This is a genomic window from Paraburkholderia sp. RAU6.4a, from assembly GCF_050435625.1.
Taxonomy (GTDB): Bacteria; Pseudomonadota; Gammaproteobacteria; order Burkholderiales; family Burkholderiaceae; genus Paraburkholderia; species Paraburkholderia tuberum.
The window spans coordinates 2,631,253-2,653,755 of the sequence record NZ_JBNDKQ010000002.1 but is presented as its reverse complement, the minus strand read 5'-3'; the positions used below and the strand labels follow the sequence as shown (position 1 = coordinate 2,653,755).

The 22,503-nt window shown below is 65.0% G+C and carries 20 protein-coding genes; 12 read left to right on the top strand and 8 right to left on the bottom strand.

The annotated features are described in order from the left end of the window. The first annotated feature begins 7 nt into the window (after positions 1-7). Complete coding sequence (gene hslU / locus OKW40_RS17115; RefSeq protein WP_090802203.1) at positions 8-1,354, top strand: ATP-dependent protease ATPase subunit HslU; 1,347 nt, start codon at positions 8-10, stop codon at positions 1,352-1,354. A 133-nt stretch (positions 1,355-1,487) separates the two neighbouring features. Here hslU and OKW40_RS17110 read toward each other — a convergent pair whose 3' ends face one another. From OKW40_RS17110 to OKW40_RS17100, 3 genes are all read right to left on the bottom strand, one after another. After that, complete coding sequence (locus tag OKW40_RS17110; protein WP_184025882.1) at positions 1,488-2,030, bottom strand: response regulator transcription factor; 543 nt, start codon at positions 2,028-2,030, stop codon at positions 1,488-1,490. Further along, entirely contained in the window at positions 2,027-3,337 is a 1,311-nt protein-coding gene (locus OKW40_RS17105; protein WP_429490625.1) for an ATP-binding protein, read from the bottom strand. Before OKW40_RS17105 ends, OKW40_RS17110 begins: the two co-directional genes overlap by 4 nt. Before the next feature lie 335 nt (positions 3,338-3,672). Next, positions 3,673-3,897 carry a cysteine-rich CWC family protein gene (locus OKW40_RS17100; RefSeq protein WP_090802208.1) on the bottom strand — a complete coding sequence of 75 codons (225 nt, stop codon included), beginning with the start codon at positions 3,895-3,897 and terminating at the stop codon, positions 3,673-3,675. Between the two features lie 265 nt (positions 3,898-4,162). On the opposite strand from OKW40_RS17100, the gene argB reads away from it, so the two are divergent. The 7 genes from argB to OKW40_RS17065 all read left to right on the top strand — a co-directional run bounded on the left by argB (position 4,163) and on the right by OKW40_RS17065 (position 11,527). Beyond that, positions 4,163-5,062 (top strand): acetylglutamate kinase, encoded by a 900-nt coding sequence (gene argB, locus OKW40_RS17095; protein WP_018419098.1) that lies wholly within the window; start codon positions 4,163-4,165, stop codon positions 5,060-5,062. Positions 5,063-5,219: 157 nt separating this feature from the next. Next, on the top strand, positions 5,220-5,987 hold the full coding sequence (locus OKW40_RS17090; protein WP_184060892.1) for a pyrimidine 5'-nucleotidase: 768 nt from the start codon (positions 5,220-5,222) through the stop codon (positions 5,985-5,987). A 41-nt stretch (positions 5,988-6,028) separates the two neighbouring features. After that, complete coding sequence (slmA, locus tag OKW40_RS17085; protein ID WP_429490623.1) at positions 6,029-6,739, top strand: nucleoid occlusion factor SlmA; 711 nt, start codon at positions 6,029-6,031, stop codon at positions 6,737-6,739. A 321-nt stretch (positions 6,740-7,060) separates the two neighbouring features. Next, positions 7,061-8,206 (top strand): homoserine O-succinyltransferase MetX, encoded by a 1,146-nt coding sequence (gene metX, locus OKW40_RS17080; protein ID WP_429490621.1) that lies wholly within the window; start codon positions 7,061-7,063, stop codon positions 8,204-8,206. Beyond that, a complete protein-coding gene (gene metW / locus OKW40_RS17075) occupies positions 8,203-8,811 on the top strand; it encodes a methionine biosynthesis protein MetW (RefSeq protein ID WP_090802214.1) in 609 nt (202 codons plus the stop codon). The genes metX and metW overlap by 4 nt, the downstream gene beginning before the upstream one ends. A 14-nt stretch (positions 8,812-8,825) precedes the next feature. Next, positions 8,826-10,220, top strand: coding sequence for an AmpG family muropeptide MFS transporter (locus OKW40_RS17070; protein WP_184060896.1), 1,395 nt, complete (start codon positions 8,826-8,828; stop codon positions 10,218-10,220). Beyond that, positions 10,202-11,527: a M48 family metallopeptidase gene (locus OKW40_RS17065; protein WP_429490619.1), complete on the top strand. Its 1,326-nt coding sequence runs from the start codon at positions 10,202-10,204 to the stop codon at positions 11,525-11,527. The genes OKW40_RS17070 and OKW40_RS17065 overlap by 19 nt, the downstream gene beginning before the upstream one ends. A 59-nt stretch (positions 11,528-11,586) precedes the next feature. Here the strand turns inward: OKW40_RS17065 and OKW40_RS17060 are convergent, their stop codons facing one another. From OKW40_RS17060 to gatC, 5 genes are all read right to left on the bottom strand, one after another. After that, positions 11,587-12,366, bottom strand: coding sequence for an exodeoxyribonuclease III (locus OKW40_RS17060; protein WP_090802219.1), 780 nt, complete (start codon positions 12,364-12,366; stop codon positions 11,587-11,589). A gap of 52 nt (positions 12,367-12,418) precedes the next feature. Next, on the bottom strand, positions 12,419-13,258 hold the full coding sequence (locus OKW40_RS17055) for a PPK2 family polyphosphate kinase (RefSeq protein ID WP_090802221.1): 840 nt from the start codon (positions 13,256-13,258) through the stop codon (positions 12,419-12,421). A 143-nt stretch (positions 13,259-13,401) separates the two neighbouring features. Further along, on the bottom strand, positions 13,402-14,877 hold the full coding sequence (gene gatB, locus OKW40_RS17050; RefSeq protein WP_429490613.1) for an Asp-tRNA(Asn)/Glu-tRNA(Gln) amidotransferase subunit GatB: 1,476 nt from the start codon (positions 14,875-14,877) through the stop codon (positions 13,402-13,404). A gap of 5 nt (positions 14,878-14,882) precedes the next feature. Next, entirely contained in the window at positions 14,883-16,370 is a 1,488-nt protein-coding gene (gene gatA / locus OKW40_RS17045) for an Asp-tRNA(Asn)/Glu-tRNA(Gln) amidotransferase subunit GatA (protein ID WP_429490611.1), read from the bottom strand. 158 nt (positions 16,371-16,528) lie between these two features. Next, positions 16,529-16,828, bottom strand: coding sequence for an Asp-tRNA(Asn)/Glu-tRNA(Gln) amidotransferase subunit GatC (gene gatC, locus OKW40_RS17040; protein WP_018419087.1), 300 nt, complete (start codon positions 16,826-16,828; stop codon positions 16,529-16,531). Positions 16,829-17,200: 372 nt separating this feature from the next. Between gatC and OKW40_RS17035 the strand changes: the two genes are divergently transcribed. The 4 genes from OKW40_RS17035 to mrdA all read left to right on the top strand — a co-directional run bounded on the left by OKW40_RS17035 (position 17,201) and on the right by mrdA (position 22,499). After that, the gene (locus tag OKW40_RS17035; RefSeq protein ID WP_004189550.1) at positions 17,201-18,244 is read left to right on the top strand and encodes a rod shape-determining protein; all 1,044 of its coding nucleotides are present in this window, start codon (positions 17,201-17,203) and stop codon (positions 18,242-18,244) included. Between the two features lie 154 nt (positions 18,245-18,398). Then, a complete protein-coding gene (gene mreC / locus OKW40_RS17030; RefSeq protein ID WP_429490609.1) occupies positions 18,399-19,535 on the top strand; it encodes a rod shape-determining protein MreC in 1,137 nt (378 codons plus the stop codon). Next, positions 19,532-20,044: a rod shape-determining protein MreD gene (gene mreD, locus OKW40_RS17025; RefSeq protein ID WP_018419085.1), complete on the top strand. Its 513-nt coding sequence runs from the start codon at positions 19,532-19,534 to the stop codon at positions 20,042-20,044. Before mreC ends, mreD begins: the two co-directional genes overlap by 4 nt. 79 nt (positions 20,045-20,123) lie before the next feature. Beyond that, positions 20,124-22,499 (top strand): penicillin-binding protein 2, encoded by a 2,376-nt coding sequence (gene mrdA, locus OKW40_RS17020; protein ID WP_429490607.1) that lies wholly within the window; start codon positions 20,124-20,126, stop codon positions 22,497-22,499. The last annotated feature ends 4 nt before the right edge of the window (positions 22,500-22,503 follow it).

The following is a 22,503-nucleotide window of genomic DNA, read 5'->3' as shown; positions in this document are numbered from 1 at the left end:
CCCATCGATGAGCACCATGACCCCCGCCGAGATCGTCTCCGAACTCGACAAACACATCATCGGCCAAGGCCGCGCGAAGAAGGCCGTGGCGGTCGCGCTGCGCAACCGCTGGCGCCGTCAGCAGGTCGACGAACCGCTGCGCCAGGAAATCACGCCGAAGAACATCCTGATGATCGGACCGACCGGCGTCGGCAAGACCGAAATCGCGCGGCGTCTCGCGAAGCTCGCGGACGCGCCGTTCATCAAGATCGAAGCGACCAAATTCACCGAAGTCGGCTACGTGGGCCGCGACGTCGACAGTATCGTGCGCGACCTGATCGAAATTTCGGTCAAGCAGACCCGCGAAACCGAAATGCGCAAAGTGCGGACCAAGGCCGGCGATCTGGCCGAAGACCGCATCCTCGACATCCTGCTGCCAACCGCACGGCCGGTCGGCTTCGGTTCGAGCTCGAGCTCGACCGACACCGCCGATGAAGGCAGCACGACGCGTCAAACGTTCCGCAAGCGCCTGCGCGAAGGCCAGCTCGACGACAAGGAAATCGAGCTCGACGTCGAGCAGCCGCAGGTCGGCATGGACATCATGGGGCCGCCGGGCATGGAAGACATGACCGAGCAGATCCGCTCGATGTTCGCCAACATCGGCGGCGGCAAGAAGATGCGCCGCAAGATGAAGGTCAAGGAAGCGCTGAAGGTGCTCACCGACGAAGAAGCCGGCAAGATGCTGAACGACGAAGAGGTGAAGAGCAAGGCGGTGCAGAACGTCGAGCAGAACGGCATCGTGTTCCTCGACGAAATCGACAAGATCGCGTCGCGCAACGAAGCGGGCGGCGGTGAAGTGTCCCGTCAGGGCGTGCAGCGCGATCTGCTGCCGCTCGTCGAAGGCACGACGATCAACACCAAGTACGGCATGGTGAAGACCGATCACATCCTGTTCATCGCGAGCGGCGCGTTTCATCTCGCGAAGCCGAGCGATCTGATTCCCGAGCTGCAGGGACGCTTCCCGATTCGCGTCGAGCTCGATTCGCTGTCGGTCAACGACTTCGAATCGATCCTCGTGTCGACGGACGCGAGCCTCGTCAAGCAATACCAAGCCCTGCTCGCGACCGAAGACGTGCACCTCGAATTCGCCGACGACGGCATCCGCCGTCTCGCCGAGATCGCGTACTCGGTCAACGAGAAGACCGAGAACATCGGCGCGCGGCGTCTTTATACGGTGATTGAAAAACTGCTCGAAGAAGTGTCGTTCTCGGCCGGCAATCATTCGGGCCATGCAGTGCAGATCGACGCGGCGTATGTCGATAGCGCGTTGAACGAAATCGCCGAAGACGAGGATCTGTCGCGCTACGTGCTTTGACATGCGCGGTGACAGCGCGAAGCGCTGATGCATGAAAAACGGGCTGCCTTCGCATAGGCAGCCCGTTTTGTTTTGTGCCGCCCTTCCCGCGGCGGCGCCTCGAACAGCCAACGCCGCGCCAGAAGATCGCCGCCTACTGCTTCACCGGCCGCTTCGCCAACTTGCGCTGCAACGTGCGCCGATGCATGTTCAACGCGCGCGCGGTCGCCGAGATATTGCCGTTGTGTTCTGCGAGCACACGCTGGATATGCTCCCATTCGAGCCGCGCCACCGACAGCGGCTGCGGATGCTCGATCGCCTCCTCGGCCTGCAACGCGCTCGCCTCGCTTTGCAGCGCCGACAGGATCGTCTCGACGTTGGCGGGCTTTGCGAGATAGTTGTCGGCGCCGTCCTTGACCGCCTGCACCGCGGTGGCGATGCTCGCGTAGCCGGTCAGCACGAGCATGCGCGCATCGGGCTGCAGATCGCGTAACGGCGCGACGAGCGTCAGGCCGGAGTCGTTACCGAGATGCAGGTCCACGGTGATCTCGCTGAACTTCTGCTGATTCGCGAGCCGGATCGCCTCGTCCGCGTTGTGTGCTTCGGTCACCGTGTAGCCGCGCCGCGTCAAGCCGCGCGCGAGGATGCCGGAGAACACTTCGTCGTCGTCGATCACCAGAAAATTCTTCTCGCTCATGCCTGTTTCTCCGTGTTGGATGGCGCGGCGCCATGTGGGCTCGCTCCGGAAATCTTGCGCGCGGCGAGCGGTAGTCGCAGCACCGCACGCGTGCCGCGCGGCCGTCCGCCGTTGGCGTCGGTCAGCTCGATCGATCCGTTCAGACGCGCCGCCGCCGAAAACGCCAGATACAGGCCGACGCCGTGACCGCCCTGCGTGCTCTCCACCGGCATCGCGCCGAGCGAGCCGCGCAGCGCGGCCGGAATGCCCGGACCGTGGTCGCACACTTCGAACACGATCTGGTCGCCGCGTGGCGCGAGCACGCAGGACAGCGTCACGTGATCGCGGCTCGCGCGCGCGGCGTTGTCGAGCAGGATCGTCAGTATCTGGCTGACGGCCACCGTGTCGTTGAGACTGACATCGGCGGGCGGTGTGCCAAGCCGCTCGAACTTCACGTGAGGATGGCGCAGGCGCCATTGCCCGGCAAATGATTCGAGCCATTCGTCGACCGGCTGGCGGTTCGTCGTGGTCGTTGCGCGGCTGCGCAACCGCGCGAGCGCCGACGTGCACAACATCATCTGCTGCTCGAGCAGCTCGAGATCGGCGCGGTAGGGGGCGAGTCCCGCGTCGGTCCGCGCCGCGTCGCGCAATTCTTCGGACAACATCGCGATTGTAGACAGAGGGGTGCCGATTTCGTGGGCCACGGTGGCCGCCTGCACGCCGAGCGCGACCGCCCGTTCGTCGTGGAGCAAGCGCTGCTGCGCTTCTCCAAGCGCTGCGTCACGTAGCCGCAGCGCTCGGGACATGCGCGCGACGAACCACGCAATCAGCCCCACGCTGACCATGAAGTTGACCCACATGCCCGAGCGGTAGTAGTCGAACAGGTTGGCGGGATTCTCGAGATTGAGCGGCACGGAATCGAAACTGAGCATCGCGTAGCAGGCGACCGCGAACGCCGCGAGCCAGGCCATCAGATACCACGGCAGCACGGCCGCCGCGATCGCAAGCGATGGCAGGTACAGCGACACGAACGGGTTGGTGGTGCCGCCGGACAGGAACAGCAGCGCCGACAACGCCCCGAGATCGACCCAGATCTGCCCGAACAGCTCGAGGTTGGACTCGGGACGCTGCTGCGACACGCGCCACCACGTGAGCGCGTTGAACAGCACTTCGAGCCCGATCACGAGCAGCATCGCCGGCAACGGCAGATTGGCGCCGAGGAAGATCTGCACGAACGCGATCGTCAGCAGCTGACCGATGATCGCGAGGCTGCGCAGCCAGAACAGATGACCGAGATTGACGCGGCCGGTGTTGGTTATACGGTGCATGACCCTAGTCTACCCGTTACGCCGCCGCTGCCCGAGCCAGTGGCGCTGCGGCAGATGAAGCCCGTTGCTTCGCCGCCGCGGCCAAACTGCACCCGCTCGACGACGCCCGCCATTATTGCCCCACTCGACCCGAGAAACGCCGTCGCACAATTCCGCGCCGGCTACACGCTGCGGATGGCCAGCCGGCACGCCGACGCGATCGCCGCGGATCGGCAGCCGCGGTTCGGCGAATGGGAGCCGGCGCTGCAAGCGATTGTGCGCGATCTGCGGGCGCGGGTGGCGCAGCATCGCCGCGCGTCGGCGGTTTCTGATCGGCCCCGGGGCAAATCCGACCATCACGGCCGCTCATGCTCACTCGCCTCGTGTGTCGCCTGTGCAATCTCCGCGGCCAGACACTCCGGGCATAGACACCGGCCGCCTGGCTTTAACCGCTCGACCGGTAGCGGCGGCAGCGCGCGGCACCAGCAGTTGGACGGCTCAGTCTGCATGCCGCAGTCGAAAGCATTGCCGCAGCGCGGACAGCGTGCGCTGCGTTCGGAGCGGGGGGAAGACGATTTCATCGCAGATCGGCGCTCAGGGCCGGGGACATTGATCAAGCCATGATGCCATGACTGACACGCTCAGGTGCAGTCGTCCGTTCGGCCAATGCACAGCCGTCACGCAAGTGCGTTACGCTTGCTGTTCGCCGCCCCCGTGGCGCGTCATGGTGCGGTACGCCAAGCCTGCACCGCCCGTCGCTCGCGCCGCGGCCGAAAACCCTGTTGCAGCGCGCCAGTCCTGTACAATTCGCGCTGTTTCAACTGTTCCGTGCCCGAGCCTGCCGCCATGTCCGAGCTTCCCGACCTCTCGCAGATTGCGCCCACCCTGAAAGCCGAAATTCTGGCCGAGGCGCTGCCTTACATCCGTCAGTATCACGGTAAGACCGTGGTCATCAAATACGGCGGCAACGCCATGACCGAAGAGCGTCTGAAGCAGGGCTTCGCGCGCGACGTGATTCTGCTGAAGCTGGTCGGCATCAACCCGGTCATCGTGCACGGCGGCGGTCCGCAAATCGACCAGGCGCTTAAGAAAATCGGCAAACAGGGCACGTTCATCCAGGGCATGCGCGTCACCGACGAAGAGACGATGGAAGTCGTCGAATGGGTGCTCGGGGGCGAGGTGCAGCAGGACATCGTGATGCTGATCAACCACTTCGGCGGCCACGCGGTCGGCCTGACCGGCAAGGATGGCGGCCTGATCCACGCGCGCAAGATGCTGATGCCGGATCGCGAAACTCCGGGCCAGTACGTCGACATCGGCCAGGTCGGCGAAGTCGAGTCGATCAACCCGGCGGTCGTGAAGGCGTTGCAGGACGACGCGTTCATTCCGGTCATCTCGCCGATCGGCTTCGGCGAAGACGGCCTGTCGTACAACATCAACGCGGATCTCGTCGCGGGCAAGCTGGCGGTCGTGCTGAACGCCGAAAAGCTCGTCATGATGACCAACATCCCCGGCGTGATGGACAAGGAAGGCAATCTGCTGACCGACCTGTCGGCGCGCGAAATCGACGGTCTGTTCGAAGACGGCACGATCTCCGGCGGCATGCTGCCGAAGATCTCGTCCGCGCTCGATGCGGCGAAGAGCGGCGTGCGCTCGGTGCACATCATCGACGGCCGCATCGAGCACTCGGTGCTGCTCGAAATTCTGACCGAACAGCCGTTCGGCACGATGATCCGCTCGCATTGATCGTTGCGGCATCCCCGGCACAGGGGTTGCGTCCGAGCGGCGCGACGCCTGTGCCCCACCTCGCGGCCGGCAGTCCATGCGCGCCCCCGAGCGTTGATGCGGCAATCTCTGCGCATCCGCAGCATGAAACGCCCGTCAGCGGCTGAAGAAGTTCACCATGTGCACCCACACTTCGCGGCGCCGCCGTCCTGACCTCGCAGGCGGCAAGCCCGTCTGGCTGTTCGATCTCGACAACACGCTGCACCGCGCGTCACATGCCATTTTCCCCGCGATCAATCGCGGCATGACCCAGTACATCATCGACGCGCTGCAAGTCGACATCGACGAAGCCAACCGTCTGCGCACCGGCTACACGCTGCGCTACGGCGCAGCACTGCTCGGTCTCACGCGCCACCATCCGCTCGACGCGCACGACTTCCTGAAGGTCGTGCACACGTTCCCCGACCTCTGCTCGATGATCCGCCACGAGCGCGGCGTCGCGCGTCTGATCGCGGCGCTGCCGGGCCGCAAGATCGTGCTGACCAACGCGCCCGAAACCTACGCGCGCGCGGTGCTCGCCGAGTTGCGCATCGAGCGGCTATTCGAGCGCGTGATCGCGATCGAGCACATGCGCGATCGCCGCCAATGGCGCGCGAAGCCCGATCACGCGATGCTGCGCCGCGCGATGCGCGACGCGCACGTGTCGCTGAAAGACGCGATCCTCGTCGAGGACACGCGTTCGCACCTGAAAAACTATCGACGGCTCGGCATCCGCACCGTGTGGATCACCGGGCACCTGCCGCGCAAGCCGCACGCGGACGGTGTGCCGACGCGCCTGCCGGGCACCGGCCGGCCGCATTATGTCGACCGCAGCATTCGTTCGCTAAAATCGCTACGACTGGGCACGCGCTCGGTTCGATGGAAGGGACGCAAGCCGGGACAGTAGGGACGAAAGCCGCCAACGACATCAGCCGGGGGACCACAGCCATGCAGCCGATCGACAAGCCTGACGAAACCTCAGCCGCAGCCTCCCCCGCGGCGCCGGCCGCCACACGCTCGCCGCGTCCGAAGCCGGGCGAGCGTCGCGTGCACATCCTGCAGACGCTTGCCAGCATGCTCGAGGCGCCGAAGCGCGAGAAGGTCACCACGGCCGCGCTCGCCGCCCGGCTCGGTGTGTCGGAAGCCGCCCTGTATCGCCATTTCGCCAGCAAGGCGCAGATGTTCGAAGGGCTGATCGAGTTCATCGAGCAGACGCTGTTCGGCCTCATCAACCAGATCACCAATCACGAAAACAACGGTGTGCTGCAGGCGCGCGCGATCGCGCTGATGCTGCTCAACTTTCCCGCGAAAAATCCCGGCATGACGCGCGTGCTGACCTGCGAGGCGCTGATCGGCGAGCACGAGCGACTCACCGAGCGCGTGAACCGGATGCTCGAACGGATCGAGGCATCGCTGAAGCAGTGCTTGCGGCTCGCGCAGTCCGAAGCGCTTGCCCGTGCGGATAACGACGTCACAGGCAACGCCGGCCCGCAGACCGCACCGCAATCCACTGCGTTGCCTGCCGGCTACGATCCCGCCATTCGCGCGAGCCTGGTGGTGAGCTACGTGATCGGCCGCTGGCATCGCTATGTGCGCAGCGGTTTCGCGCGGCCGCCCGCCGAACACGCGGACGAGCAACTGCTGCTGATTCTTCAGTAGTCCGCGAGGACTCGCCCCCTTCGCGCGGCATCGCCCGTGCCGCTGCCGCGCGGAATTTTCCGCTATACTTTGCGCCTGATGTTGCCGCGGCCTTCCGATGCATAACGGGCCGCGCCAAGGCATCCCGATACACGTTGCACCCGGTTTCACACCCTTTCACGCGCCGATTTGCTGACTCGATTGCGGGCGCGCGAACCCTTGGCCCCAGGCCCGCGGTTCACTATAAATGCGGCTAAAGAGGTCGTCAGCTGCGCACACCGTCCTTCTCTTCGTGCTTCGCCGACGCCGTTTAGCCGCCCTGTTGACTCAATGGCGGAATGAATGGAATCCATCGGCATCGTCGCTCCCCAAAAAATGCATTTCACCGAGCCGCTGCCATTGCGCAACGGCAGCTCGCTCGCAGGCTACGACCTGATGGTCGAGACCTACGGCACGCTCAATGCCGCGCGCAGCAATGCGGTGCTCGTGTGCCACGCGCTGAACGCATCGCATCACGTGGCGGGCGTGTACGCCGACGATCCGAAAGACATCGGCTGGTGGGACAACATGGTCGGCCCGGGCAAGCCGCTCGATACCGACAGGTTTTTCGTGATCGGCGTGAACAACCTCGGCTCGTGCTTCGGCTCGACCGGGCCGATGAGCATCGACCCCGCGACCGGCAAGCCGTATGGCGCGACCTTTCCGGTCGTCACCGTCGAAGACTGGGTCAACGCTCAGGCGCGCGTCGCCGACGCCTTGGCCATCACGCGCTTCGCCGCCGTGATGGGCGGCAGTCTCGGCGGCATGCAGGCGCTCGCGTGGAGCATGATGTATCCGGAGCGGGTCGCGCATTGCATCGTGGTCGCATCGACGCCGAAACTGTCCGCGCAGAACATCGCGTTCAACGAGGTCGCACGCTCGGCGATCCTGTCAGACCCCGACTTCCACGGCGGCAACTACTACGCGCACGGCGTGAAACCGAAGCGCGGCCTGCGCGTCGCGCGGATGATCGGCCACATCACGTATCTGTCGGACGACGACATGGCCGAAAAATTCGGCCGCTCGCTGCGTCGCGCGGAAGGCGCGCTCGATGACTACAACTTCAGCTTCGACGTCGAATTCGAAGTGGAATCGTATCTGCGCTATCAGGGCGACAAGTTCGCCGACTACTTCGACGCGAACACCTACCTGCTGATCACGCGCGCGCTCGACTACTTCGATCCGGCCAAGGCCTTCGAGGGCGATCTGACCGCCGCGCTAGCGCACACCACCGCGAAGTATCTGATCGCGAGCTTCTCGACCGACTGGCGTTTCGCGCCGGCACGCTCGCGCGAACTGGTGAAGGCGCTGCTCGACCACAAACGCACGGTCACCTATGCGGAGATCGACGCGCCGCACGGCCACGATGCCTTCCTGCTCGACGATGCGCGCTATCACAACCTGCTGCGCGCCTACTACGAACGCATTGCAAACGAGGTCAACGCATGAACCAGCGAGCACTTGATTACCTGGCATTGCGCCCGGACTTCCGCGCGATCGCCCGCTGGGTCGAACCGCGCGCGACCGTGCTCGATCTCGGCTGCGCGGACGGCTCGTTGCTGTCGCTGCTGAACGAAGAACTGGACGTGCAGGGCTACGGCATCGAGATCAACGACGCCGGCGTGCTCGCCGCGACGCAGAAGGGCGTCAACGTGATCCAGCAGAATCTCGAAGACGGCCTGCGCCTGTTCGAAGACGGCAGCTTCGATTTCGCGGTGCTGTCGCAGACGCTGCAGACGATTCATCAGACCGCGGCGATCCTGCGCGAGACGGTGCGCGTCGGCAAGCAATGCATCGTGTCGTTTCCGAATTTCGGCTATTGGGCGCATCGGCTGTCGGTGTTGCAGGGGCGTATGCCGGTGTCGAAGTCGCTGCCTTATCAATGGCACAACACGCCGAACGTGCGTGTGCTGACGATCAAGGACTTCGAAGCCCTCGCGCCCGAAGTCGGCATCGAGATTCTCGATCGCGTCGTGCTGCATGACGGACAGGTGGTGCGTTGGGGCGTGAACTGGCGTGGTAGTCTTGCGGTCTATCGCGTCAAGAAAAGCTAACGTCACTTATCCACATGTCGAACCCGCCGCACGAGGCGCCCGCACTTACCGCTCACGAAGAACATCCCGGCTGGCGCGCGTTTTTGAATACGCGCATGCTGATTTGCGTCTTTCTCGGCTTCACGTCGGGATTGCCGCTGTTTACGCTCGTCTACCTCGTGCAGGCGTGGCTGCGCTCGGAAGGCGTCAATCTGAAGGAAATCGGCCTCTTCGCGCTGATCCAGTTTCCGTACACCTGGAAATTCGTCTGGGCACCGCTGATGGACCGCTACGTACCGCGCGTGCCCGCCTGGCGGCCCGGCAGACGGCGCGGCTGGATGCTCGTCACGCAATTGCTCGTGGCCGGCGCGATGGCGACGCTCGGTTTCGTGTCGCCACGCGAATCGATCTGGACCGTCGCCGCGCTGACCGCTCTGGTCGCGTTCTTCGGCGCGAGCTCCGACATCGTGATCGACGCGTACCGGCGTGAATTGCTCAGCGACACGCAGCAGGGCCTCGGCAACGCGGTGCACGTGAACGCGTACAAGATCGCGGCGCTCGTGCCCGGTTCGCTCGCGCTGATTTTGTCCGATCATCTGCCGTGGAGCACCGTCTTCATCGTGACGGCCGCGTTCATGCTGCCGGGCGTTCTGATGACGCTGGTCGTGCGCGAGCCCGAGGTGCACGGCGAGCCGCCGAAGAATCTGCGCGAGGCGATCGTCGAGCCGTTCAGGGAATTCATTCAGCGCGACGGCTGGCGCACTGCCCTTTTCGTGCTCGGCTTCATCTTCCTGTACAAGCTCGGCGATACGATGGCGACCACGCTGTCCACGTCGTTCTTCCTCGACATCGGCTTTTCGCGCACGCAGATCGGCGTGATCGCCAAGACCACGGCGTTCGGCGCGAGTCTCGCGGGCGGCATCGTCGGCGGGATCTGGCTGATGAAGATCGGCATCGGCCGCGGCTTGTGGATCTTCGGTTTGCTGCAGATGGTGTCGACGCTCGGCTTCGCGTGGCTCGCGCATCTCGGCCCGGACTCGCCCGGACTTGCCGCGATTTACAACATTGCCGTCGCACTGAGCCAGGGGACGACGAAGCTGCTGTCGTTCGTCGGCATCGACTGGAGCGTGCAGCTCGATCCACGCTCGGTCGCGCTCGCGCTCGTGTACGGCTTCGAGACCTTCGCCACCGGTCTCACGATGGCCGCGTTCACCGCGTATATCGCGAGCACCACCGATCCGCGCTACACCGCGACGCAGTTCGCGCTGTTCACGAGCCTGGCGTCGGTGCCGCGCACGCTCGCGTCGGCGGCGAGCGGCTATGTGGTCGCGCGGATGGGCTGGTTCGACTACTTCATCCTCTGCACCGCGCTCGCGGTGCCCGGCATGCTGCTGCTGGTGCGCATCGCGCCGTGGAGGGACCGGTCGTGAAGGTACCGCTTCCGACCCGCGCGCGCCGCACCACACTCAGCGCCGTAAGCGTCCTCGGTTGCGCGAGCGTCGCGCTGGCGATGCCGGCGGGCGCCTATGCGGCCGGCACGCCGGCGACTGGCGCGAGCCCGGTGAGCGGCGCGCAAGCGCCCGCGCCGGCCGCCGCCGCCGCGACCACTAGCGGTGCGACGCCCAACCCGGCCCCGATGCCTGCGGCCAGGTCCGCGACCAGCGGCACCAGCGCCGCGGACAACACGACTTCGGCTGCAGGCGGCAACAGCGGCAACAGCGGCAACAACAGCGCCGGCGGTGCCAAACCTGGCGCGGATAACAGCACCGGTGCCAACGCCGGTGCCCCGGGCACGCCCAGCGCTAGCGGTAGCGCTCCGGGCGCCGCTACTTCCGGCTCCGCGCCGCAGCCCGCGCACGCCCCCGCCACCGCCAAAGCGCCCGCCGCGGCATCGGCCCCCGCGGCCGTCCCGCCGCCCTACTACGTGAGCCCGCAACTGCGCTACGGTGGCTACATGGTGTTCCGCAACCTGATCCCGTCGTCGATGCTCGAGGCGCAGGCCGCCGAGGAGTTCAACCAGATCGTCTACGGCGCCAGCCACGCGAACCGCCTGTACGGCGAGACGGACGCGCGCGTGACGCGCGTGCGCTCGATCATCGACCGGATGATTCCATACTCGTTGAAATGGAACGAGCGAGCCAAGCTCTGGAAGTGGGAAGTCGCGGTGGTGCGCTCGAACGACATCCGCATGTACTGCCTGCCGGGCGGCAAGATCGTCGTCTATAGCGGGATTCTCGATCGCGTCCGCCTGAACGACAACGAGGTCGGCATGCTGATCGGCCATGAGATCGCGCACGCGTTGCGCGAGCACGCGCGCATGCGGCTCGGTCAGTTGCAGGCGAGCCAGCTCGATTCGTCCGGCACGATTCCGCAACTGTTCGGCCTCGCCGATCTGGGCATGGCGCCGCTCGGCATCGGTTCGCGTCTGCTGGAAATGAAGTACGAGAGCACCGACGAAACCGAAGCCGACGTGATTGGCAGCGATATCGCGTCGCGCGCCGGCTTCGATCCGCGCGCGGCGGTCACGCTGTGGGATAAGCTCGCGCAGGCGACGCGCGGCAGTCGCGGCCAGGGCTTCATCTACGTGCACCCGTACACGCCGGCGCGCCGCGACGACATCATCAAGCGGCTGCCGGACATGCTGCCGCTGTACGCGAAGGCAATCGGCAAGAGCGTCGACGAGTTGCCCGATTATGCAGGCATCGGTCGGCCGACCCGCAAGCCTGCGCGCGACTGATACCCCGGTTCTACGACTGCCGGCGGGCCACGGCGCTGCACGCGTCGCGGCCGGTGGGCTTACTTTTTGACCTTATGGTCATAGTCGACGGTCAGCGGCGCATGGTCGCTGAACTTGATGTCGCGGAACACGTCCGTGCGCTTCGCCTTGCTTGCGATGCCCGGCGTCGCGATCTGGTAATCGATCCGCCACCCGACGTTCTTCGCATACGCCTGACCGCGATTGCTCCACCACGTGTACTGCTCGGGCCGCTGGTCGAGCGTGCGGAACACGTCCACATAACCGACTTCGTCGAACAGTTTGTCGAGCCATGCGCGCTCTTCGGGCAGGCAGCCCGAATTCTTCTGGTTGCTCTTCCAGTTCTTGATGTCGATTTCCTTGTGCACGATGTTCACGTCGCCGCACACGATCACCTCGCGCTCCTTCGCCAGTTCGGCGAGATGCGGCATGAACTCGTCCATGAAACGGAACTTGGCCTGCTGGCGCTCGTCACCGCTCGACCCCGACGGCACATACACCGAGACCACCGACAGCTTGCCGAAACGCAGCTCGACATAGCGCCCTTCCGGGTCGAACTCCTCGCTGCCGAAGCCGATGACCACTTCGTCCGGCTCATGACGCGTATAGACGCCCGCGCCGCTATAACCCTTTTTTACCGCATGCTGGAAATAGCCGGTGAAATCGTGCGGCGCCATGAACTCCGGCGTCATGTCGTCTTGCGAGCATTTGATTTCCTGCACGCAAAGCACGTCGGCGCCCTGTTCGCCGAACCAGTCGAAAAAGCCCTTCTTCGCCGCCGAGCGGATGCCGTTGAGGTTGGCGGTAATCACACGCAACATGTCTTTCCTCTTTTGTTCGATTCGTTTCTGAAGCCAAGGGGCAAGGCCGCGTTCACTCGACCTTGACGCCCTTCAGCGATTCCTTGGCCGGCGGATATTCGAGCTTCAGCGCGTCGAGCGTGCGCAGCAGCAGTTCGGCGACCATCACGTTGCGATGCGTCTTCGACTCGGCCGGAATCACGTACCACGGCGCGTATTCCGTCGACGTCGCGGCCAGTGTGTCGCGATACGCGGACTGATACGCGTCCCACTGCTTGCGCGCTTCGAGATCCGACACGTCGAATTTCCAGTGCTTCAGCGGATCGTCGATGCGCTCCTGCAAACGCACACGCTGCTCGTCCCTTGAAATGTGCAGCATGCACTTGAGAATCGTCGCGCCGCTGTCGGCGAGCATCTCCTCGAACTGACGGATGTGGCGGCACCGCTGCTGGAACGCCGCGGCGTCGAGCGCGCCCAGCACGGTCGGCACGAGCAGGTCTTCGTAGTGACTGCGGTTGAAGATCGTCAGCTCGCCGGCCGCGGGTGCCTGCGAATGCACGCGCCACAGGAAGTCGTGCGCGAGTTCGACGGGCGTCGGCGCCTTGAACGGCACGATGCGCAAGCCGAGCGGATCGACTTCGTGAAATACCGCGCGGATCGTGCCGTCCTTGCCGCTCGTGTCCATGCCTTGCAGCACTAGCAGAACGCGGCGCTTGCGCTGCGCGTGCAGCCGCTCCTGCAGGTTGTCGAGCAGCAGGCCTACTTCCGACAGACGCGCGCGGTCCGCGTCTTTCGAGCCGCTCGAAAACGGCTTCGCCTTCGGGTCGAAATGGTCGAGCGAGAAGTGGTTTTTTTTCTTGCCGTCGTCGAAATACGGCACGCGGAAATCGTCGAGATCGGGTTGCTTTGTCATGCATACACTCCAAGGTCTACGCTTACCTACGCTTAACCGGCTGAAGCGGGTCCGCAAAATAAAACGGGCCGTTGCCCTGCTTCGATCCGGCAACGGCCCGTGGTGACACGGGCGCGATCACGCCCGGCCCGCAGCACTTCAACTCAGGACAACTTCTTCTTGAGCAATTCATTGACCTGAGCAGGGTTGGCCTTACCCTTGGTTGCTTTCATCGCCTGGCCGATCAGCGCGTTGAACGCCTTTTCCTTGCCGGCGCGATATTCGTCGACCGACTTCTGGTTCGCGGCGAGCACTTCGTCGATGATCGCTTCGAGCGCGCCGGCGTCCGAAATCTGCTTCAAGCCTTTCGCCTCGATGATGCGATCGGCGGCGGCTTCGTCGGTGGCCTTCTCTTCCCAGATCGCGAGGAAGATTTCCTTCGCGATCTTGTTCGAGATCGTACCGTCGGCAATACGTTGCAGAACCAGCGCCAGCTGCGCGGCCGAGACCGGGCACGCGGCAATGTCGAGGCCTTCGCGATTGAGCTGCGACGACACTTCACCCATCACCCAGTTCGCCGCGACCTTCGCGTTGGCCGCACCGAACTTGGCGACCACCGCTTCGTAGTAAGCGGCCGTCGCCTTGCTCGAGGTCAGCACGTTCGCGTCGTACGGCGTGAGTCCGTACTGCGACACGAAGCGCCGCTGGATCGCTTCCGGCAGTTCCGGCATCTCGCTCTTCACGCGCTCGACCCACGCGGCGTCGATCACGAGCGGCATCAGGTCGGGGTCGGGGAAATAGCGGTAGTCGTGCGCGTCTTCCTTGCTGCGCATCGAACGCGTCTCGCGCTTGTCCGGATCGTACAGACGCGTTTCCTGCACCACCGTGCCGCCGTCTTCGATCAGCTCGATCTGGCGACGCACTTCGTACTGGATCGCTTCTTCGAGGAAGCGGAACGAGTTCAGGTTCTTGGTCTCGGTGCGCGTGCCGAATTCCTTCTGGCCGACCGGACGCACCGACACGTTCGCGTCGCAGCGGAACGAGCCTTCCTGCATGTTGCCGTCGCAGATGCCGAGCCACACGACGAGCGTGTGCAGCGACTTCGCATAGGCAACGGCCTCGGCCGCGCTGCGCATTTCCGGCTCGGTGACGATTTCGAGCAGCGGCGTGCCGGCGCGATTCAGGTCGATGCCGGTCATGCCCGCGAAGTCTTCGTGCAGCGATTTGCCCGCGTCTTCCTCGAGGTGGGCGCGCGTCAGGTTGATGGTTTTCTCGTACGCTTCCTTGCCCGCCTTTTCATTGGCCGGTACCTGGATCGTCACCTGACCGCCCTGCACGACGGGGATTTCGTACTGGCTGATCTGGTAGCCCTTCGGCAGGTCGGGGTAGAAATAATTCTTGCGCGCGAAGATGCTGCGCGGCGCCACCGTTGCGCCGATCGCGAGGCCGAACTGAATGGCGCGTTCGACCGCGCCGCGGTTCATCACCGGCAGCGTGCCCGGCAGGGCCAGATCGACGGGGCTGGCCTGCGTGTTCGGCGCGGCGCCGAATTGGGTCGCGGTGCCCGAGAAGATTTTCGAATGCGTCGACAACTGCGTGTGGGTCTCCAGACCGATCACGACTTCCCATTGTTTGGTCATGGTGCTCACACTCCTGCCGGTGCCTGACGGTGCCAGTCGGTCGCGCGCTGGAACGCGTCGGCCACCTGCAGCATCCGGGCTTCGTTGAAATAGTTGCCGATGATCTGCAGACCGACCGGACGCTGCGCGTTCGCGCCCGCGCCGAAACCGCACGGCACGCTCATGCCCGGCAGGCCGGCGAGGCTCACCGACAGCGTATAGATGTCGGCCAGATACATCTGCACCGGATCGTCGCCCTTCGCGCCGATGTCCCACGCCACCGACGGCGCGACCGGTCCCATGATCACGTCGCACTGCTTGAACGCTTGCTGGAAGTCCTGCGCGATGATGCGGCGGATCTTCTGCGCCTGCAGGTAGTACGCGTCGTAGTAGCCGTGCGACAGCACGTAGGTGCCGACCAGAATGCGGCGCTTCACTTCCGGGCCGAAGCCTTCGGCACGCGACTTCTTGTACATGTCGAGCAGATCGCGGTACTCGGCCGCGCGATGGCCGAAGCGCACGCCATCGAAACGCGACAGGTTCGAGGATGCTTCGGCCGGCGCGATCACGTAGTAGACCGGGATCGACAGTTCGGTCTTCGGCAGCGACACCTCGACGAGCGTCGCGCCGAGCGCTTCGTACTGCTTCAAGGCGGTGTCGATCGACGCGCGCACGTCGTCGGCGAGACCGGGGCCGAAATACTCCTTCGGCAGGCCGATGCGCAGACCGGCGAGCGGCTTGTCCGTGCCGCCGTCCTGCCACGACTTGCCGAGATAGCGCGTGTAGTCCTCGCGCTCGTGCGAGAGGCTCGTCGAGTCGCGCTCGTCGAAGCCGGCCATCGCGTTGAGCAGCGTCGCGCAGTCCGCGGCGCTTTGCGCCATCGGGCCGCCCTGGTCAAGCGACGACGCGAACGCGATCATGCCGTAGCGCGACACCCGGCCGTACGTCGGCTTGATGCCGGTGATGCCCGAGAACGACGCCGGCTGGCGGATCGAGCCGCCGGTGTCGGTGCCGGTCGCGGCGGGCGCGAGACGCGCGGCCACGGCGACAGCCGAGCCGCCCGACGAACCGCCCGGCACGGCCTTGCGGTCCCACGGATTCTGCACGGCGCCGAAATACGAATTCTCGTTGGACGAACCCATCGCAAACTCGTCCATGTTGGTCTTGCCCACGCACACCATGCCGGCGTTCTGCAGACGCGCGACCACGGTCGCGTCGAACGGGCTTTCGTAGTTCGCGAGCATCTTCGAGCCGGCCGTGGAGCGCCAGCCCTTCGTGACGAACACATCCTTGTGCGCGATCGGCAGGCCGACCAGCGGGCCCGCATGGCCGGTGTGCAGCAGCGCGTCGGCGGCTTTCGCCTGCGCGAGCGTCAGTTCCGGATCGACCTGAATGAACGCGTTCAGGCTATTGGCCGCGTCGATCCGCTTCAGGTACAGCTGCGCCAGTTCGACTGCGGAGCATTCCTTGGCCGCGAGCGCAGCGCGCAGTTCGCTCAAACTTTTTTCATGCATTGCGTTTTATCCTGGAAAGCGCGGCAGCGTGGTCACGCCGCCGTGGAGGCGTTCGGTTGCCCGTCGGCAGACCGGTCCGGCAAGCTTCGCGGCGAGGACGCGCGTCTGGACCACGGAGGCTCGCGCCGACGCCAGACCCGGGGTCTGCCCGGCGGGTCTTATTCGATCACCTTCGGCACGAGGTACAGGCCGTCCTGAACGGCCGGCGCGGGGCGCTGGAAAGCCTCGCGCTCGACCGTCTCCGTGACGGCGTCGTCACGCAGACGCAGCGCGACGTCTTCGATCTGCTCGATCGGGTGGGCAAGCGGCGCGATGCCGGTGGTATCGACCGCCTGCATCTGCTCGACGAGGCCAAAAAAATCATTGAGCTGGGCACGCGTGTGCTCGGCGTCGGCATCGGCCAGTTCGAGTCGCGCGAGATGCGCGATGCGTTTTACATCGGTCAGGGTCAGAGCCATGCAGTCACCGGAAAGGGTGGAATGTCACAACAGTTAAAAAGTCGCGTTGTAACAGCGGGTTACGACAAGATAGGACAATCCGGAAAAAGGAGCGGCAATGACAAAATGTGCGCTCCGTTTCCTTCAAAACATCCAAAATTATAAGGTATCATTACGCGTTCGACCCAAACCCGGACCGACTTACCAAGGCCTTACGGACAATTCCAAGAACGTCCGGCGCTTTCCGCCCTGGCTTTGCAACGGCCTCCGGTAGACTCCCCCGCGGCTTCAAGTTCATGTGGCGTCGCTACCGCCCGGTTGAAGCTGTTATTTTTCCGCTGCCGCCCTACGCATACGGTGCGAGGCCCGGCCCCCAGCGAGACAGGATTTTGAATGTTCGGTTTTTTGCGCAGCTACTTCTCCAACGATCTGGCGATTGATCTCGGCACCGCCAACACCCTTATCTACATGCGCGGCAAGGGCATCGTTCTCGACGAACCGTCGGTCGTGTCGATCCGCCAGGAAGGCGGCCCCAACGGCAAGAAGACCATTCAGGCAGTCGGCAAGGAAGCCAAGCAGATGCTCGGCAAGGTGCCGGGCAACATCGAGGCGATCCGCCCGATGAAAGACGGCGTGATCGCCGACTTCACCGTCACCGAGCAGATGATCAAGCAGTTCATCAAGACTGCTCACGAATCGCGCATGTTCTCGCCGTCGCCTCGCATCATCATCTGCGTGCCGTGCGGTTCGACCCAGGTCGAGCGTCGCGCGATCAAGGAAGCCGCGCACGGCGCCGGCGCCTCGCAGGTGTATCTGATCGAAGAGCCGATGGCTGCCGCGATCGGCGCGGGCCTGCCGGTGTCGGAAGCAACGGGTTCGATGGTCGTCGACATCGGCGGCGGCACGACAGAAGTCGGCGTGATCTCGCTCGGCGGCATCGTGTACAAGGGCTCGGTGCGCGTCGGCGGCGACAAGTTCGACGAAGCGATCGTCAACTACATCCGCCGCAACTACGGCATGCTGATCGGCGAACAGACCGCCGAAGCCATCAAGAAGGAAATCGGCTCCGCGTTCCCGGGCTCCGAAGTCAAGGAAATGGAAGTGAAGGGCCGCAATCTGTCGGAAGGCATTCCGCGCAGCTTCACGATCTCCAGCAACGAAATCCTCGAAGCGCTGACCGATCCGCTGAACCAGATCGTGTCGTCGGTGAAGATCGCACTGGAACAGACGCCGCCGGAACTCGGCGCGGACATCGCCGAGCGCGGCATGATGCTGACCGGCGGTGGCGCGCTGCTGCGCGACCTCGATCGCCTGCTCGCCGAAGAAACCGGCCTGCCGGTGCTCGTCGCCGAAGACCCGCTGACCTGCGTCGTGCGCGGCTCGGGCATGGCGCTCGAACGCATGGACAAGCTCGGCAGCATCTTCTCGTACGAGTAAGCGAGCCTTCCTCCCATGTCAGTAGCGCGGATCTGGCACACGGCCCCTTGCGGGCCGCTTTGTCGTTGGCTGGGCCGACCAGCCTCCGCTCGCTGACCGCGCGCGCCCTGCGCGTCGCCGTCTCACCCAACCGCTCACGCCCCCGGCGCCGACCATGGAATACAGTCCGCCGCCCCTGTTCAAGCAAGGCCCCTCCGCTCTGGCCCGACTGGTGTTCTTCGTCGTGCTGGCGCTCGCCCTGCTGATCTCCGATGCCCGCTTCCAGACGCTCGAAATCGTCCGCGGCGTGCTCGGCGCGGGTCTTTATCCTTTGCAGCGTGCAGCGCTCGTGCCGCGCGACATCTTCATGGGCGCCGCCGACCTCGCCGTGACGAGCGCCACGCTGCGCGACGAGAACGCGAAGCTGCGCGCGAAGGATCTGCGGCTGTCGCAGCAGGCCAATCTGGCCGCGTCGCTCGCCGCCGAAAATGGCCATCTGCGCGCGCTGATGCAACTGTCGCAGAGCCTCACCACGCAATCGCTGCCCGCCGAAATCCAGTACGACACGCGCGATCCGTTCACGCAGAAGGTCGTGATCGGACGCGGCGCGCAGCAAGGCATCCAGAACGGCTCGCCGGTCGTCGACGAAGATGGCGTGATCGGCCAGGTCACACGGGTGTTCCCGCTGCAGGCTGAAGTCACGCTGCTGACGGACAAGGACCAGGCGGTGCCGGTCGAAATTCTGCGCACCGGCTTGCGCAGCGTGATCTACGGTACGCCGAAGGGCGACACGCTCGATCTGCGCTTCGTGCCGATCAGCGCCGACGTCCAGACCGGCGACGAGCTCGTCACGAGCGGCCTCGACGGCGTGTATCCGCCGGGGCTGCCGGTCGCGAAGGTCGTGCGCGTCGACAAGCAGGCCGACACCGCGTTTGCGCGCGTAGTCAGTCTGCCGGTCGCCGCGGTGCGCGGTGCGCGTCAGGTGCTCGTGCTGCACGTCCAGAACAACGCGCCGCCGCGCCCGGCGGACGAACCCGACGCGGCAACCGTCGCGAAGGAAGCGAAAGCGAAGAAGGGCGCCAAAGCAGCGGACGGCAAGGGCGCGGCGGACAAATCCGCCGCCAGGCCAGCCGACAGGAACGCCGCCGACAAAGCGGCGACCGAAAAGCCCGCAGCCAAATCCGTGGAAAAGGCGCCGGGCAAAGCTGCGGCCGACAAGAAGTCCGAAAAGCCCGCAGCCGACAGGAAAACCGAAAAGCCGGCCGCCGCGAAGAACGTGAAGCCGCAAGCCGAGCCGGGGGCTCAGCCATGAATCGCCCGCAATACATCCTGCAGCCCGTCAACCCGTACTTCATCGCGTTCAGCCTCGCTTCCGCGTTCCTGCTGAACCTGATGCCGTGGGGGCGTCTCGCCGGCGTGCCCGATTTCGTCGCACTCGTGCTGCTGTTCTGGAATGTCCATCAGCCGCGCAAGGTGGGCATGGGCATCGCGTTTCTGCTCGGTCTGCTGATGGACGTGCACAACGCGAGCCTGCTCGGCGAGCACGCGCTCGCCTACACGCTGCTGTCGTACGGCGCGATCACGATTCACCGCCGCGTGTTGTGGATGTCGCTCGGCGTGCAGACGTTCGCGGTGATGCCGCTGCTCGTCGTCGCGCAACTGGTGCCGTTCGTGATCCGGTTGTTGACCGGCGCGGCGTTTCCGGGCTGGAGTTATCTGATCGACGGTTTCGTCGAAGCGGCGCTGTGGCCGGTCGCCAGCATCTTGCTGCTGATGCCGCAGCGCCGCCCCGCCGACCCGGACGATACGCGCCCCATTTGATCCCGCATCGGGCCCACCGGCCGCGGCCAGTTTGGGCGCACACTCTTGATGGCCGCATGCCGGCCTTTTGCAGAATCGCATGACCGAATTCAAGGACACTCAACAGCAGCTCACGAAATTCCGCCTGCGCGTCGCGGCGGCGGGCCTGTTCGTGTTTGTCTGCTTCGGGCTGATCGGCTTCCGCTTCCTGTTCCTGCAGGTCTGGCACTACAGCAAGTACTCGCTGCAAGCCGATGAAAACCGCATCTCCGTCGCGCCGATCGTGCCGAACCGCGGCATTATCACCGACCGGAACGGCGTCGTGCTCGCGAAGAACTACTCCGCCTATACGCTCGAAATCACCCCATCGAAGCTGAACGACACGCTCGATAACGTGATCGACAACCTCGCCACCGTCGTGTCGATCGATGCGCGCGACCGTCGCCGCTTCAAGAAGCTGCAGGAAGACTCGAAGAACTTCGAAAGTCTGCCGATCCGCACGCGCCTGACCGACGACGAAGTCGCGCGCTTCACCGCGCAGCGTTTCCGCTTCCCTGGCGTCGAAGTGCGCGCCCGGCTGTTCCGCCAGTACCCGCTCGGGCCGACCGCCGCGCACGTGATCGGCTACATCGGACGGATTTCGCAACGCGACCAGGACCGCATCGACGACGCCAGCGATCAGAACGACAGCGATCCGGACCACTACGATCCGCGTCTTGACGCGAACAACTACAAGGGCACCGATTACATCGGCAAGATCGGCGTCGAGCAGAGCTACGAGACCGAACTGCACGGCCAGACCGGTTTCGAGGAAGTCGAGGTGACGGCGGGCGGCCGCCCGGTGCGTACGCTGTCGCGCACCCAGGCGACCCCGGGCAACAACCTCGTGCTGTCGCTCGACATCGGCCTTCAGCAGGTCGCCGAGCAGGCGTTCGCCGGACACCGCGGCGCGCTCGTCGCGATCGAGCCGTCCACCGGCGACGTGCTCGCATTCGTGTCGGCGCCGAGCTTCGATCCGAATTCCTTCGTCGACGGCATCGACCAGCAGACCTGGGACGAGCTGAACAACTCGCCCGACCATCCGCTCCTGAACCGGCCGCTGCACGGCACCTATCCGCCGGGCTCGACCTACAAGCCGTTCATGGCGCTCGCCGCGCTGACGCTGCACAAGCGCACGCCGAGCTGGGGCTTCCAGGACCCCGGTTACTACACGTTCGGCGGCCACACGTTCCGCAACGACGTGCGCTCGGGCCAAGGCTGGATCGACATGAACCGCGCGATCGTCGTGTCGAACGACACGTACTTCTACATGCTCGCGCACGATCTCGGCGTCAACAACATCGCGAACTTCATGAAGCCGTGGGGCTTCGGGCAGATCACCGGCATCGACATCGCCGGCGAAGCGAAGGGCATCCTGCCGTCGACCGACTGGAAGCGCCACGCGTACCGCCGCCCCGAGCAGCAGAAGTGGTACGAAGGCGAAACGGTCAGCCTCGGCATCGGCCAGGGCTACAACTCGTTCACGATCCTGCAGCTCGCCCATGCCACCGCAACGCTCGCGAACAACGGCGTCGTGATGAAGCCGCACCTCGTGCGCGACATCGAGAATCCGATCACGAAGGACACGCGGCCGGTGGTGCGCGATCCGAGCGACAAGATCGCGGTCAAGCAGCAGGACATCGACTTCATCAAGCGCGCGATGGAAGGCGTGGTCACGAACGGCACGGCGGCCAAAGTGTTCGCGGGCGCGCCATATCAGGCGGCCGGCAAGACCGGTACCGCGCAGGTGTACTCGCTGCAAGGCGCGAACTACAAAGGTCACGCGGTTGCGGAGAATTTGCGCGATCACGCGCTGTTCATCGCCTTCGCGCCGGCCGATCAACCGAAGATCGCACTCGCGCTGGTCGTCGAAAACGGCGGCTGGGGCGCGGAGGCGGCCGGTCCGATTGCGCGCAGGGTGCTCGACTATTACCTGGTCGGCAAGAACAAGCCCGGTGCGGAAGAAGCGGCCGTCGCGGTAGCGGCATCGACCACGCTCGAAGCATCCGCGCCGCAGGTCGGCGATACGCCTGTATCGCATGATGGCGCTCAGCCGCTCAAGATTGCGGCGGGCTTCAAGGCACTGCCGATGCCAGGGGCGGCGGCTGCCGCGATGGCCTCCGGTGCGTCGGCGGCTGTTGCGGCTTCGGGCGCGAATGGCGCGTCTGCGCCGGTGGCGGCGTCGGCTGGCGCGGCGGCAACGGTGCCGGCCAGCGCGCCGGCAGCGGCTTCGGCCACCGCAGCGCGCGCGGCCTCGGCGGCGAAGCCGGCATCGGCTTCGTCCGCGGCAAAGAAATCCGCGTCGCGTACGTCCGGCGCCCCGCACCAACCCCGTCCGGCAAGCGAGCCGGCGCCGAGCGTAGCGGCACCATCGCGCGAGGACAGTTTCCAGGGCGCGTCGCCGCGCCAGCCGGCCGCCGGCGGCATCGACGAATAAGGAG